Source organism: Metabacillus sediminilitoris (assembly GCF_009720625.1).
Taxonomy (GTDB): Bacteria; Bacillota; Bacilli; order Bacillales; family Bacillaceae; genus Metabacillus; species Metabacillus sediminilitoris.
In genome coordinates this window covers 2,165,781-2,180,257 of record NZ_CP046266.1, presented here as the reverse complement: position 1 = coordinate 2,180,257, position 14,477 = coordinate 2,165,781, and the positions used below count along the sequence as shown (strand labels likewise).

The 14,477-nt window shown below is 36.2% G+C and carries 11 protein-coding genes and 1 pseudogene; 2 read left to right on the top strand and 10 right to left on the bottom strand.

The features are described 5' to 3' along the window. Positions 1-234: 234 nt before the first annotated feature. Positions 235-1,275 (bottom strand): NAD(P)-dependent alcohol dehydrogenase, encoded by a 1,041-nt coding sequence (locus tag GMB29_RS10365; RefSeq protein ID WP_136358310.1) that lies wholly within the window; start codon positions 1,273-1,275, stop codon positions 235-237. 372 nt (positions 1,276-1,647) lie between these two features. Here GMB29_RS10365 and GMB29_RS10360 point away from each other — a divergent pair, with 372 nt between their 5' ends. After that, positions 1,648-2,064, top strand: a complete 417-nt coding sequence (locus GMB29_RS10360) for a MerR family transcriptional regulator (protein WP_136358312.1) — start codon at positions 1,648-1,650, stop codon at positions 2,062-2,064. Between the two features lie 777 nt (positions 2,065-2,841). Here GMB29_RS10360 and GMB29_RS10355 read toward each other — a convergent pair. From GMB29_RS10355 to GMB29_RS10315, 8 genes and pseudogenes are all read right to left on the bottom strand, one after another. After that, positions 2,842-4,467 carry an alkaline phosphatase D family protein gene (locus GMB29_RS10355; RefSeq protein WP_136358313.1) on the bottom strand — a complete coding sequence of 542 codons (1,626 nt, stop codon included), beginning with the start codon at positions 4,465-4,467 and terminating at the stop codon, positions 2,842-2,844. A 647-nt stretch (positions 4,468-5,114) separates the two neighbouring features. Further along, positions 5,115-5,264: a hypothetical protein gene (locus tag GMB29_RS10345; RefSeq protein ID WP_155443872.1), complete on the bottom strand. Its 150-nt coding sequence runs from the start codon at positions 5,262-5,264 to the stop codon at positions 5,115-5,117. Between the two features lie 79 nt (positions 5,265-5,343). Next, positions 5,344-6,066, bottom strand: coding sequence for an HAD family hydrolase (locus GMB29_RS10340; RefSeq protein WP_168733965.1), 723 nt, complete (start codon positions 6,064-6,066; stop codon positions 5,344-5,346). Positions 6,067-6,534: 468 nt separating this feature from the next. Continuing rightward, entirely contained in the window at positions 6,535-7,293 is a 759-nt protein-coding gene (locus GMB29_RS10335; protein ID WP_319941497.1) for a DeoR/GlpR family DNA-binding transcription regulator, read from the bottom strand. Positions 7,294-7,374: 81 nt separating this feature from the next. After that, positions 7,375-7,785, bottom strand: a pseudogene (tatC, locus tag GMB29_RS10330) (twin-arginine translocase subunit TatC); the annotation flags it as partial. Positions 7,786-8,013: 228 nt separating this feature from the next. Next, entirely contained in the window at positions 8,014-8,223 is a 210-nt protein-coding gene (locus tag GMB29_RS28040) for a twin-arginine translocase subunit TatC (protein WP_136358319.1), read from the bottom strand. A gap of 134 nt (positions 8,224-8,357) precedes the next feature. Further along, entirely contained in the window at positions 8,358-8,561 is a 204-nt protein-coding gene (locus GMB29_RS10320) for a twin-arginine translocase TatA/TatE family subunit (protein WP_136358321.1), read from the bottom strand. Between the two features lie 105 nt (positions 8,562-8,666). Further along, complete coding sequence (locus GMB29_RS10315) at positions 8,667-10,379, bottom strand: metallophosphoesterase family protein (protein WP_136358323.1); 1,713 nt, start codon at positions 10,377-10,379, stop codon at positions 8,667-8,669. A gap of 1,082 nt (positions 10,380-11,461) precedes the next feature. Between GMB29_RS10315 and GMB29_RS10310 the strand changes: the two genes are divergently transcribed. Further along, positions 11,462-12,172, top strand: coding sequence for a Dph6-related ATP pyrophosphatase (locus GMB29_RS10310; RefSeq protein ID WP_136358325.1), 711 nt, complete (start codon positions 11,462-11,464; stop codon positions 12,170-12,172). A 263-nt stretch (positions 12,173-12,435) separates the two neighbouring features. Here GMB29_RS10310 and GMB29_RS10305 read toward each other — a convergent pair whose 3' ends face one another. Further along, entirely contained in the window at positions 12,436-13,854 is a 1,419-nt protein-coding gene (locus GMB29_RS10305) for a DHA2 family efflux MFS transporter permease subunit (RefSeq protein WP_168733967.1), read from the bottom strand. Positions 13,855-14,477: the final 623 nt, after the last annotated feature.

Genomic DNA, 14,477 nt, shown 5'->3' with positions numbered 1-14,477 from the left:
AATCAATTCCTCTACTAATTATTGTTGATTTTCCAATGAAAAATCCCGTCTCATTCCTTTAAGAGACGGGATCTTTTATTAGTAGTTTTACGCATGTCAGTAAAAAATACTTTTACCTTGTCAAATGGAATCAAATCCGTATTAATTTTATATCCAACATTTGTCACAGGTGTTTTGCCCATAGGCTTTTTGGATATCCTCAAAATGACATTAGAAACTTTTCTTTTACACAACTCACATTGTGCTGATGTCAATCACGAATCGATATTTAACATCTGAAGCTAATACGCGTTCATAGGCTTCGTCAATTTGATCAGCTGTAATCACTTCAATTTTAGGAACAATATTATGTTTTGCACAGAAATCCAACATTTCCTGTGTCTCACGTATGCCTCCAATCATTGAGCCTGCAAATGAACGGCGATGAGGAATAAGTGAGAACACATTTACTGCCAATGGCTCTGCAGGCGCTCCGACATTTACTAGCGTACCATCCAGCGTTAACAGTGAGAGGTATGCATTAATGTCGATTTGTGCACTTACCGTGTTAATGATCAGGTCAAACGTATTAGCAAGTTTATTAAATGTCTCAGGATCACTTGTCGCATAGTAGTTGTCTGCACCAAATTGCAAGCCATCTTCCTTTTTATTCAATGTTTGTGACAGGACGGTAACTTCTGCACCCATGGCGTGTGCAATCTTAACAGCCATATGTCCAAGACCGCCCATACCAACTACAGCTATTTTCTTACCTGGTCCAGCTCCCCAATGGTTTAATGGTGAATATGTCGTAATACCTGCACAAAGTAATGGTGCTGCAGCATCTAGCTCAATGTTTTCTGGGATTCTAACTACGAAATCCTCTGTTACAACAATGTGAGTAGAATAGCCGCCTTGAGTTGGCTCGCCATATTTGTCAACACCAGCATAGGTAGGGATATTACCTTTGAGACAGTATTGTTCTTCACCATTACGGCAGTTGTCGCATTCACCGCAGGAGTCAACCATACATCCTACCCCTACCCGGTCACCAACCTGGTATTTTGTGACTTCAGGTCCTACTTCCGTAACAATTCCCGCAATCTCATGTCCCGGTACGAGTGGATAGTTCACTGGCCCCCATTCGCCGTGTGCAGTATGGATATCAGAATGGCAAATGCCTGCAAATTTAATTTCAATTAGAACATCATGCAAATCAAGATCGCGTCGGTTAATTTCAGCTGCTCGAAACGATTTGTCTGGACCATCAACAGCTCTTGCTTTAGCAGTTATCATGAATAAATCCTCCTAAATTTATACTTTTCAAGAGAATAAGCTTGTATCAGATAAATGAATCATTCAGGTTACATTTCCCTTCATTCATTTCTTTCCTTGCTTTTTTTCTCTTGCAAAACAATGTTAATCCCTATAGTTAACTCTAGGTCAAGTGATATATTTATCTTTTTTTGAAAATCTCTCAGACCCTACAAGTTTCATAACATCTATCATCTCCCCTATTGCTACCTGCATTTTTTAATAGAAAGTAGATCGAGCCGATTTTCACTTTCCTTTATGATGACTTTGACATTCAGCGAATCCCGTGTTAGAATCCATCCATAAAAATAGAGTTAACTCGAAGTCTATATCAATTAGAAGGGGAGATAAAAGTTGAAGACATATTCGATCAGCGAGGTTGCAAAAGAATTGAATCTTACCGTATATACCTTGCGTTACTACGACAAAGAGGGACTTATGCCCTTTGTAGAACGGACAGCCAGCGGAACACGATTGTTTAAAGAATCTGATATCGGTGCTTTAAAAGTCATTGAATGTTTAAAAGCCACTGGGATGCCGATTAAGGAAATTAAACATTTCATTGATTGGTGTTCTGATGGAGATTCCACCTTGCAGCAAAGATATGACATGTTTTTGGAAAGAAAAGCTAGTGTAGAAGCACAGATGGAAGAACTAAAAAAAACAATGGAAATCATTGATCATAAATGTTCCTATTACAAGACTGCTTTGGATGCCGGAACGGAAGATATTCATAAAAAAGATAACATAAAGATTTCTATTACTATTTAACAGAAAACCACCTGTTATTCATATATGTTTATATGAATATAGGTGGTTATTTTTGTATTATTTATTCCCTCTTCCTTTAGGAACAAGACTTCTCTATAGATAATCAACAATTTAAGTTCAGATGTTGATTAATCAACTAATTGCGTTATTTTAACCATTGTATGCATCTCATTTCTATTTATAATAATAAACAGATGTTGATTAATCTATGATGTTTTTGAACGCTTTAAGTCTAAGTGAAATCTTGATTCGTCCAACAAAACAAGTTATCTAATGGATTTTGCGATTACCGAATAATGTTTCGTTCAACCAGAATGTTCCTATAATAGTTCCTAATTAAAAAATTGCCTTATAGCTTGCTAGAGGCAATTTTTTTTAGAATCAGTGTGATGCTAAGGGAAGCCGATGGGATTCCTCAATTCCATCGGCTTTTATCTATGAATGCAATAAAATCTTCAATTGGCATATACTTCAAAAAATATTAATCAATTATAAAAATAAGGATGTATAAAGTGAGACTTCCATCAGTGGGGGTTTTCTTCATCCCCCACTGATGGTTAGCGAAACTTATCACGCTTAGTATGCCACTTCCTTATGTCTCGCCTGACTTGGACGTCAATCGTTCGTCTTGATCTTTACGGGCAGTTATCTCCCACTTATCTTCCTTGTTCCTCTCGAATCTTGAAGTAGGAGTCTTACTGCCCGTTAAGTATAGGATAAAAATATATAAAAAAATAAGAGAACTAGTATTCAAATGTATATTTGTTTGATCAATGTTTAAACTGGAACTGCTTCAGTCTTTACTTGCTGCAAACTTGATTTTCCATCTTCAACAATGAAAGATGCTCGGGTTTCAATTGGGGCTCCCGGTCTTGATACATACCGAACTACTTGATAATCCGTTTGCCATGTTTGTTGTGTCAGTTTACAGCGTACGTAGCCGCGATAGTTATTAAAGAATTTAATATGCGGATTTTCTTTTAAGTATTGTGCTGTGTTGCTATTAACATCAGACCCGTCTCCATTGGAAGTAATCGATGTTCCAACAAACTCTACCGCTACATTTTCTGAATTTGGATCATGGAAGTCCACTTTGATTTCATTTGCCCAGTTGGTATGAACATCCCCAGTGAGGACAACGGTATTATTAATATCCTTTTCAGCTAAAAAGTCAACAATTCGTTGGCGTGCAGCAGGATATCCATCCCAGCTATCCATACTTACATATTCTTCGCCAGGATCAAAATCACCATCACGGTGGGCGAAAAAGACTTGTTGAGCAAGTACCTTCCATTTCGATTGTGATGCAGCTAGTCCCTCTAATAACCAACTCTCTTGTTGTTCACCTAGAAGAGTTCGAGTTGGATCCTCTGATTCAGGTGTTGGAACTTTCCAGCCGTCTCCATTTGCTTGATCATCCCTGTACTGGCGTGTGTCTAGTACATTGACTTCCAATAAATTTCCAAAGGATAGACGACGATATATTTGTATGTCGCTTCCATTTGGCACAGATGTACGACGAAGCGGCATATGTTCATAATAGGCTTGGTAAGCCAAAGCTCTCCGTTTCATGAAATCTTCTGTAGATTGCTTATCCGGATCTTGCGGAACTTCTCCAGCATAGTTATTATCCACTTCATGGTCATCAAATGTAACAATCCATGGGAAATTGGCATGTGCAGCTTGAAGGTCACTGTCTAACTTATATAAGGCATAACGATTACGATAGTCATCAATCGTATAGATTTCTTGGTAAACCTGATCGTTTGGTCGAATTTTTGAGCTATGCTTTCCTTCATAAATATAGTCTCCTAAATGGACAACAAAATCCAGGTCATCCTTAGCCATATGTTGATATGCTGTGTAAAAACCAACTGGCCAGTTTTGGCAAGAAGCAAATGCGAAGTTTAGCTTGTCTACCGGACTATTATAGGCAGGTGCTGTCTTCGTTCTGCCTACTGGGCTAAAATCAGATTGGGACTTAAAACGGTAATAATACCATGTAGCAGGTTCCAAGCCATCAACTTCAACATGGACAGAATGCCCCAGTTGAGGTTTTGAGAGTTCAGTTCCCCTTTTAACGACATTTATAAAATTGGAATCAAGTGAAACCTCCCATTGTACAGGAAATGGATGGTTCGGCATTCCCCCTCCATTCAATGGATCTGGAGCAAGTCTTGTCCACAAAACAACCCCATCTGGCAGCGGGTCACCTGAAGCAATTCCTAGTGTAAAAGGATAAGCGATATTGCTAGAATTATTGGATGTAGATTCCGCCGCTGCAATATTCATTTGCAATGAAGGAACAAGCGCTGCTCCTAGCGCAATACCCACTCCTTTACCTGTCTTTTTTAAGAAATTTCTACGGTCTAGCATTTCTGATTGAAGATCAATTTTTTTCATTTTTAACACTCCCTCCGTAATGTCTATTTTTATCTTAGGGAATGGTTATTAAGAAACTTTAGTATTGTCGTAAAATAACAGTAAACATCGAAAAAATAGCAGATTTGTCCTGTGTTTTTCAAAACATAGTTCAATAGAATCTAGATTTACTTTCCATCTATCAAAGTGACATGAGTCTTTTCTATTATTTCACGTCTCGCTGATATCTATCGATTATCCCTCAGAATGCCCGATTAATAAGAAGGAAGTTTTATATAATTGGATTTTTCAATGAACATTTCACTTGTTAAACTCATTTACAAATATTGATAAAATATGTAAAATGACCCATATGTAATTATTTCTTTTGTTTCAGTATCTTTAAATTATTAATATTTCATTAATGTATAGTTAATTTTTGTGATAAATCGTCAGAACGAGTCGAAACATAGATCTTTTACTTTAATATTGTAGGTGAAATCAAATTATGATTCATGGCCAGGTTTATTTGGGAAGCTTAAATTACATCTGTCAATACTAGTCCATAATTTCTCTGTTCCCCAAATATCTACAAACGCATCATATACTTTTTGATAAGAACGATTGTTACAGAAGTATTGATGATTATATAACTCTACCATCCCTGCTCCATAGCCCCACCATAGCTTCTAGGATATCGAAGCAAGATCGCTATTAGCTTTTGAACCTTGTTTCTCTTCAGTTTCCTCTTTTTCTCTTCCTGGTGTCATTAGATTAAACTTTTTGATCATAAAGCGGAAAATAAAGTAATATGCAAAAGCATATAACACACCTAACAAGACCGCAATCCACCAAGGCTAATGTTCCTTAAAATTTGTAAGAAACTTTTTTAAATAAGTATTTCTACTAAATCTTACTTTATTCCCAAATGAACTCGTTATTACTATTAATTAGGTGCTCAACATTCGGGATAACAAAATCTGCTAGGCTTTGCAGCTCTTGTTTAGAACCAACTCCTGAGAGTACACCTATTCCGTATCTTACCTTACTGTTTTGGGCTGTTTTTAAATCAACCACGGTATCTCCGACTACAGCAACTTCTTCTTTTTCTAAGCCAAATTGTTCACAAAACTTCTCCACTACTTGAGTACCAGGCTTCTTCTCGTAAAGATCAGCTGTTCCTAGAAATTGAATTTCGTTTTTGATTCCTAAATGGTGTAAACATAGAACAGTAGTTTCATAGTCATCAGCCGTGGCAATTCCTATTATAACTCCTTTTTGCTTAATTGCTGAAAAGAGAGATGATAAGTTACAAACAGGTTTTACATACTCAATCAATTGTTTCGTTTTTTTTAAGATATTCTCTGATACCCATTGGTGCAATAATGGTACTTGCTTTGGTAGAACTGCTTGAAAAGCATTGGCAATATCCAAGGTAGTACCACTTGCTAAATGACCTTTCTCGTCAACTTCTCCATTTCTTAACCCAATTGAAAGACATAACTGTTTTTGAAGATCTCTATTACCTGTCTTTCCTATCATCTTCAGTAAATCATCGATGATCTCTTCCACCACTTTAATCCATATAGTCCCAAATTGTAATAAAGTACCATCTTTATCAAATAGAATACCCTTTATCATCAAAACCTCTCCTCCATTTACATTAGCTTTCTCGAAATATGAGAGTTCATCAGTATTAGACAATTGTGATTGAACATTACAAATAAAATAAAGTGAGACTTCCATCAGTGGGGGTTTTCTTCATCCCCCACTGATGGTTAGCGAAACTTATCACGCACAATACGCCACATCCTTCGCCTGACTCGGACGTCAATCGCTCGTCGGATCTTGACGGGCAGTTATCTCCCACTTATCTTCTTTGTTTCTCTCAAATCTTGAAGTGGGAGTCTTACTACCCGTTAAGAATGGGATAAAGTTTTATTTACTGTAATGCTGAAGAAAGGCTCTTGAGTTTAATAACAAATGAAATCAAATCCACAAATCAAAAATAGTCTACTCTTTTCATCACTTATTACACAATAATAGGTAGGTAAATATTAGATATAAATGTAATAATTCTACTTTCCTCTCAACGTAATAGTAGTCCTATTACTTATTTACAATCTCAATACCTTCTTTTGTATACTTTTGATGGACCTTATTTGATAACTTCGAATCGGTAATAATCCGGTCGATACGATCAAAATGACAAACCTTTAAAAGAGAAGCAACATCAAATTTGCTGCTATCCGCTAAAACGATACAGTTTCTAGAGCTCTCTAGTATCTTCATTTTCACTTGATATTCTCCCAGCCCATAATCTGTTAATCCTTCAGTTAATGATATTCCACTTATACTCATATAGAAGGTATCAATACTAAAACCTTTAAAGAAATCTTCTGTCAAATGCCCAACCATGCATAATTCTTCATTTCTCAGAACACCTCCCGGTAAGATAATGGTGTAATAAGGCATTTCAGCAAGTTCATTAGCAATCACTAAAGAATTGGTTAATATCGTTAGACGTTGAAATTTTTTCTTTAAAGCTTTAGCAAACTCCGTATTTGTTGTACTAACGTCTAATGCAATCGATTGACCTTCCGTTACATAACGTGTTGCAATTTCAGCAAGTTCCCTTTTCTCATCTATGTTCTTTGTTTCTCGCAAAGTAAAGTTCATTTCTGTGCTGTTTATATCATCTAATACAGCTCCACCGCGTACTCTTCTCAAATAACCTTCCTTTTCTAAATACTCTAAATCCCTTCTTACAGTTTCAGTAGAAACCCCAAACATCTTTGTCACTGTAGAAACTTTTAATGATTTATTTTTACGTAATAGCTCCATAACTTTTTCGTGACGATCATACATTAACAAAGATTTCACCAACTTTTTCATATGTATATATGCTATTAATAACACATTTTTGCACAAATTTACATTTTATATATACTAATTATTAACTCCTAGGTCAACAGTATTCTGTTTACGACGATAAACGACCTTGGAAAGTAAGACACTACATTCATAAAGAAAGAGTAATGGGATAATAACAAGAATATCAGATAGAAAATCCGATGGAGTAATTAGCACCGACGTTAAAATCAAGACAAAATATGCATATTTTCTAACTTTTTGTAAGCGATATGGATTTAAAATCCCAATGCTTGTCAAGAACATAATAACTACTGGAAGTTCAAATAGTATCCCGAATGGAAGAGTCATATTCACCAAAAAACGAAAATATTTCTCCACCGTAAAGAAGTTCATAAACAGATCATCTGACAGTGAAAGAAGGAAGTTAAAGACAATTGGGAAAATGAGAAAATACCCGAAACATATCCCTAAAATAAACAATATAAAGTGAGACTTCCATCAGTGGGGGTTTCTTCATCCCCCACTGATGGTTAGCGAAACTTATCACGCACAATACGCCACATCCTTCGCCTGACTCGGACGTCAATCGCTCGTCGGATCTTTACGGGCAGTTATCTCCCACTATTCTTCTTTGTTTCTCTCAAATCTTGAAGTGGGAGTCTTACTGCCCGTTAAGAATGGGATAAATAATGCAGGAATGTAAGCTAAAGTTACTTACCTCTCGTTTTCATGTAAAGCTGGCCGGACATATAGCCATAATTGATAAGCTGCGATTGGCATCGTTCCAGTAAGTGCAACAACACTAGACAACATTAAATATACCCATAATTTATCACTAGGACCTAAAACAGCTAACTTAATTGGGAAGTCTTGATTGATCCAATCAAAGATATTTTTAACATAAAGAAACGATGAAGAAACCAAAGGTAATAATTAGTCGTTTTCGCAATTCATCTAAATGACCAATAAGATTCATTTCATTCGTTCCTATTAGAAATACCTCTTTAAAAAAAGAAGATGCAAGTTACATGAGAAACTCACATCCTACTAGATTTATCTTATTTCATTGCTTTTTCGTTCTTAATTGTTGATTGATCTTGATCTGGCTCATCATCTGAGACCAGTTCTCGTGTTGATTTTTTAAATTCCTTTAATGTTGAACCGACTGCACGACCTAGTTCTGGCAATTTTGATGGTCCAAAAATGATTAATGCAATGACAAGAACGAGTATTAAACCTGGAATCCCTATATTCTGTAACATAAAGTTGACCTCCCTTAGTTCAAATGTAAACTTTTAATCTATTAACCTAAATAAACCCTTGTCAGAATATTTTTTAGAAATAGCGAAAAATTATCGCTTCTATACCTAACTGCCAACAGTGAATGTTTTTGAAGCTACAGCGTCATATCCGCTTCCATAAAAATAGACAAATTTATAAGTCGAACCTTCCTTGTATCTTGAAGAACTGCTTCCATTAAAAGTAAATGAAAGGGTTCCATTTGTCGTTTGGGTATACATCCACCAAATGGCAGCGATATCTCCCGGTTTTTCATTTACTTCATATAAGCCAATCCAGTCACTTTTCGGAATTCTTGCATTTTCTACCGTAACTTCTACTGAATCTTCTACTCCTTTCAATATATCCTTAGATAACGTAATCATTACATCTTTTACTTCACCGTCAAGCGTTTTCCCTAATACTTTTAAAGAATTATGGCTTACATTTTCGTATGCATCAAGAGCATATACTTCAATCTGATAGGTTGTATTAGGCATTAATTCACCAACTGATAATGTTAAAGGATTAGGCACAGGATCTTTATAAAATTCTGAGAATGCTAGAAACTTGTTGACTACTTCCCCTGTATCTGCATTTCTCGCTACAACTCGATAGTCATGTACAAGAAGATTATCTTTAGCTTGAGTCAACATAATTGCTAAGCTTGTAACAGCTGTCTTTTCATGATCGATAGAGATCATTGCATCTTTCGTAAAGAAAGGAGCCTTATTGTCTCGATCCTCTGTATATTTAAATTTATTCTTCTCAGCAGGATAACTAATTTCAAATGGCTCCCCAGTCCAATCATCGTTATGAATATCACGACGTTTGATTAATACTTTGTTGTTATGAACCTCTACAACTAAAGCTTGATTGAGAATATCGGCTCCTTCTGGCACCTCTCCTTGAACTCTTCCACTATCAAGCCACAAGTAGGCACCTGTAGAGGTTCCAATAGAGGTGAAGTCTTTTTGATGAATGATCCTTGGGTCATCTAGCGGATAATGTGTATGACCAGAAAATGAAATTACTTGCGGATATGGTTTTAACGTATCGTAAAATAGATCTCTATTTTCAGTGAAGCCCCATTCGCTTCCGTAAATGGTCTCTTTAATAGGCTGATGATGGAAGACAAAAATTGGTTTATTCGGATCATCAGCTTTAGCGAGCTTTAACTGTTCTCCTAACCATTCAATTTGCTTCACTGAAAAGGTTCCCTCTGTTCTACCATCTTCCGTGCCAAGAACAATAAAATGATAACCTTTGATTACCTTATGATAGTAATGAGAGTCCATCCCAGTTTTCTCGTAGAACCGTTTATAAGAATCATTTACTGATAATCCATTCCAATAGTCATGGTTTCCTATAGCAAACATAGAAACAGCTTTTGATTGTTTTCGCTTATTATAAGCAGACATAAACTTATCATATTCTGATTCATATCCATAATCCGTTAAATCTCCAACAACCACAAATGCATCTTGGCTAGGAACTACTTTATTTAACTGTTCTAAAGTTGTTATAAACTTATTCAAGGTATTATCATTACTATGATGAATATGAACATCACTTATAACGGGAAAAACTAAATCTGGTTTTCTACCATTTGAATGAATGACAGAAGAGCTAGATACCGCCCCCACGGGTATACTATTTAACGAACCTATTAGTGTTAATCCCAAAGCAGCTCCCGCGACTTTCGAGCTCCTCTGTAAAAAAGTACGACGATCCATTTCATTTTTAAAAATATCAGTAGATAACAAGTTTTCCGTTTCATTTTGTGATTGCTTGTCCTTCATTGTACTTTATCCCTCTTTCTTATGTATTTTAGTTACAGTGTCACACCTGTTCTCCCAAGCTAAAAATTCCATTTTTTGTTACCACCATGAAGAATAAAATTCAGCCTTACAAATGGATCTAAAATAACCAAACCTAAATTGAATTTCTCACTTTGATATTCACATAAATTCAATTTAACCAAATCACACAATATCACACATTTTTACACAAATAAGCTCCTTTCCACATAAATAATACATAATATTTGTTAATCTCACGTTAATTCCGTGTAAATTTTTGTGTAATCCAACAAACTCCACACAAATTAACACATTTAAGCAAATCTAATTTTGATAAGCGAAAAACTTTGCAAATGATCATTCAACAAGCTATTCCGCTTTTTCCATTTATAAAGAAATAAAACAACACTGCTTTTCTATATCTTCCGCTAACCTGCCCCGGATCGCTTAACCAAAATTAATTCAAATTATGTTCATTCCCTCAAACTCTTATTCTGTTATTTGGCCCTTTACAAATAGAAAGAGCACAATTCTTGAATAAACTACTACATAATTTATTTGAAATGCGACATAATCATCAACAATATATACCACCTTAAAAATTTGTTATAAAATGGAATATATTTACTGTAGGAGGTTATTTTATGGGAAGATCCATTTCAATAACTATGTTAATTTTTTTTGGTAGTTTGATATTGTTTTACCTACTTGTTTGGTTATTTGATGATCAATCAGGTGCACTTTCAGTTGGGATTGTTCTGCTTTTGCTATTGTCCATAATAATTACTTTATTAATTAGGATTCTGGAATCACTGAAGAAAAATTAACTTTAAAAGCTCCTTTGTGTCAAATATGAAATAAGACGTCGGCAATGAAGTAGTTTCTTTGGATAAACTTCTCTTTTCTTCATCATTAGATTTCAAGTTTTTTGTATCAGGGTGCAATAATATCTTATCTGTAAAGGTCCAATAGTGATAAAATCGAACAAATAGAGCTATGAAACCTCTTATATAAAATATGAAATTGATTGGCTAATAACAGGTATCGTAAAAAAGTCATTAGAATAAAGGGGAAAGATATGAATGGCAGAATTAATGGATTGGAAAAATAGTGCTCGCGGTCATAAATTTATAGCTTCTTTTAGCGGAGGAAAGGATAGTGTCTTAGCTCTATATAAAGCAGTGAAGGTTGGAGAAGCGGTTGGACTGATCGTCATGCTGGAGGAAGAAGGAAAACGTTCCAGATCCCATGGAATGCCTCCGGAACTCATACATGCCCAAGGTAAATCTATAGGTTTGCCAATATATACTGCAGCTGCAAGTTGGACAGATTATGAAAAAGTATTTATGCGCCTCTTAGAAAATGCTAAAAATTTAGGAGCAGAAGTGTTAGTAACTGGAGACTTAGATATGCCTGCTCATGGCTGTTGGCATGAAAAGGTTACGAAGAACGCTGGATTAAAGCTTGGGATGCCTTTATGGGAAATGAACCATCGTGAAGCTGTCGAAGAGTTCATAAATCTTGGATTTGTAACGATTATTGTAACTGTTAATTTATCATTAGGAATGCAAGAGGACGATTTAGGGCGAACGTTAACCCATGAATACGTGAGGGAGCTTGAAGCTCGTGGTATTGACCCCTGCGGAGAAGGTGGAGAATTCCATACCACAGTAATAGATGGGCCCATTTTTAAATATCCTATTCCAGTTCGTAAAGGTGAGATTACTAAGGACGGAGAATATGCTTTTTTGCCTTTGGAGCTAGATCAGATGTCGGATATAGATACCTTATAAAGTATAAAATAACATAAAAAAGAGACAGTTTTCACCCAGGATTACATGGTCTCGCCTCTGAATTTTCAGGATATGTCTGTTTGGGGTTTTCAGCCTATTTGATCAAACTACTTTTGAAACTAAGCTTTACCTCTATTTTTGACATCAACATCCGCCATCTAAAAAACACCCCTTCGGCTAATCAAACCAGAGGGGTATTTTGATTAAAATCTACACTGATAGATTAATAATTCTTTTTTTGTTATGTTCCCGCATATGTGGTGTCAGTTCTTAGCAACCTTCTTAATTTCCAATCCATCTTCTTGAGAAACGGACCGTTTTATAAAGAATGACACAATCCAAGCGATAGCTACTAGTCCGAATGCAAGCAAGAACGCGCTTTTCATTCCAGCAATCATCGCTAGAACTTGTATTGTAGCCTCATCTTCCTTAAGCAACGTATTTTCCATAAAACTAGCAGAACGATTGGTCATGATTGATACAAGCAATGCTGTCCCAACAGCGCCAGCTACCTGCTGAAGCGTACTGATAATAGCCGTACCGTGTGGATATAACGGAGGTGGCAGTTCGTTCAAAGCATTTGTCATGATCGGCATCATAACCATTGAAATCCCCAACATTAATAGTGTATTGAAAATCATAATCGTGCTGTATTGAGTTGACATTGTGATATAGGCAAATTGCCAAAGCGTATTCGCGATCAGCCCCAATCCGATAAGCGCCAGCCACTTGGCCCCAAATTTATCAAATAATCTGCCTGTAATTGGTGACATGATTCCCATGACAATACCGCCTGGCAACATGATCAAACCTGCCTCCAACGGACTGTAACCTAACGCATTCTGGAGAAAAATTGGCAACAACATCATCGCAGAAAACATCGCCATCATGACAATCATCATAATCAGCGTCGACATTCTAAAAATGTTGTATTTAAATGTTCTTAAATCTAGCAAAGGTTGTGAAATTTTCAATTGCCTCCAAGTAAACAGGACTAAAGAAACAACGCCAATGGCAATTGGAATTAGAACTTCATTGCTCGACCAACCCTCATTTCCTTCACCAGAACTGCTGAATCCGTACACAATCCCCCCGAAACCTAAGGTTGAAAGTAGAAGTGATATCGGATCAATCTTCGGATTAGTTGTCTCCGTCACGTTTTTAAGCTTGACATATGCAAATATAATAACAATCAGTGCGATCGGCAGAACGCCGTAAAAGAGAACCCGCCAACTAAAATGCTCAACAATGATCCCTGATAGAGTGGGTCCAATTGCGGGAGCAAAAGTAATGACAATTCCAATTGTCCCCATTGCCGAGCCCCTTTTTTCAATAGGAACGATGGAGAATACCACGTTGGTTAGTAAAGGAAAGAGCAGCCCGGTACCCGCCGCTTGAAGCAGTCTTCCGATTAAAAGCACTTCGATTCCCGGTGCGATAGCTGCTACAAATGTCCCCACCGTAAACAAGCCCATAGCTCCAAGGAACAAGCTTCTTGTCGTGAACCGCTGAATTAAATAAGCAGTAACCGGTATAAGTACACCTATAACAAGGAGATATCCAGTAGTCAACCATTGCGCGGTACTCGGCGCGATTTCGAAGTCATCCATAATTTTTGACAATGCTACGTTAAGCAGCGTTTCATTCAAAATGGCTACAAACACACCTAGAATCATAATCATGACCAACAAAAAGTTACCTCTGCTTCCGAATGTCCCTACGTTTTGAGTCGTTTCGTTTTGATTTTTCAAATTCTTACTCCTTTCGATTTGCGATGTGACTGTTTAAAGTATTGTTAACTTAGGAAAGTCAAACGATATGACCGAGCGTTCAGAACATTTGGTGTGACTCTACATTTCTTTCTCATATTACTTTGTAAGTTGTTTATGATTACCATAATTACATCGTCTGCTCAAGAAAAATTTTCGTCATTATTCTTTTAAGTTATCATCAAACAGAACAAACATTCGCATTAATATTATCACATTAATAAGATTCTGCCAATCAATAATATTACATGTGAGTTATGATTTAATAGATATATTGTTTACTAAATGAATCTGGTTCAATACACCATTTTTTTCGGACAATACCGATGTGGTCAAATTGATGGACAGCTAATCGTTCAATAGGGGATCTCATGCGAGTATCTATTCAAGCTTGTATTAATAAAATAATAAGAATTGCATGATTTTCCCATAGAAAGCACAAAACAATATTAAAGAATTCTTACTGTCATCTTTTATATTTGAAATGACAGATACTTGTGATCGTTTTCGTTCGTCGAAATTCTGCATTTAGCATC

Excerpts from the sequence above, each read along its gene's own strand:
- GMB29_RS10310 (WP_136358325.1), top strand. The coding sequence starts at position 11,462 with ATGGCAGAATTAATGGATTGGAAAAATAGTGCTCGCGGTCATAAATTT.
- GMB29_RS10355 (WP_136358313.1), bottom strand. The coding sequence starts at position 4,467 with ATGAAAAAAATTGATCTTCAATCAGAAATGCTAGACCGTAGAAATTTC.
- GMB29_RS10365 (WP_136358310.1), bottom strand. The coding sequence starts at position 1,275 with ATGATAACTGCTAAAGCAAGAGCTGTTGATGGTCCAGACAAATCGTTT.
- GMB29_RS10320 (WP_136358321.1), bottom strand. The coding sequence starts at position 8,561 with ATGTTACAGAATATAGGGATTCCAGGTTTAATACTCGTTCTTGTCATT.
- GMB29_RS10340 (WP_168733965.1), bottom strand. The coding sequence starts at position 6,066 with ATGATAAAGGGTATTCTATTTGATAAAGATGGTACTTTATTACAATTT.
- GMB29_RS10335 (WP_319941497.1), bottom strand. The coding sequence starts at position 7,293 with ATGTATGATCGTCACGAAAAAGTTATGGAGCTATTACGTAAAAATAAA.
- GMB29_RS10315 (WP_136358323.1), bottom strand. The coding sequence starts at position 10,379 with ATGAAGGACAAGCAATCACAAAATGAAACGGAAAACTTGTTATCTACT.
- GMB29_RS10305 (WP_168733967.1), bottom strand. The coding sequence starts at position 13,854 with ATGATTATGATTCTAGGTGTGTTTGTAGCCATTTTGAATGAAACGCTG.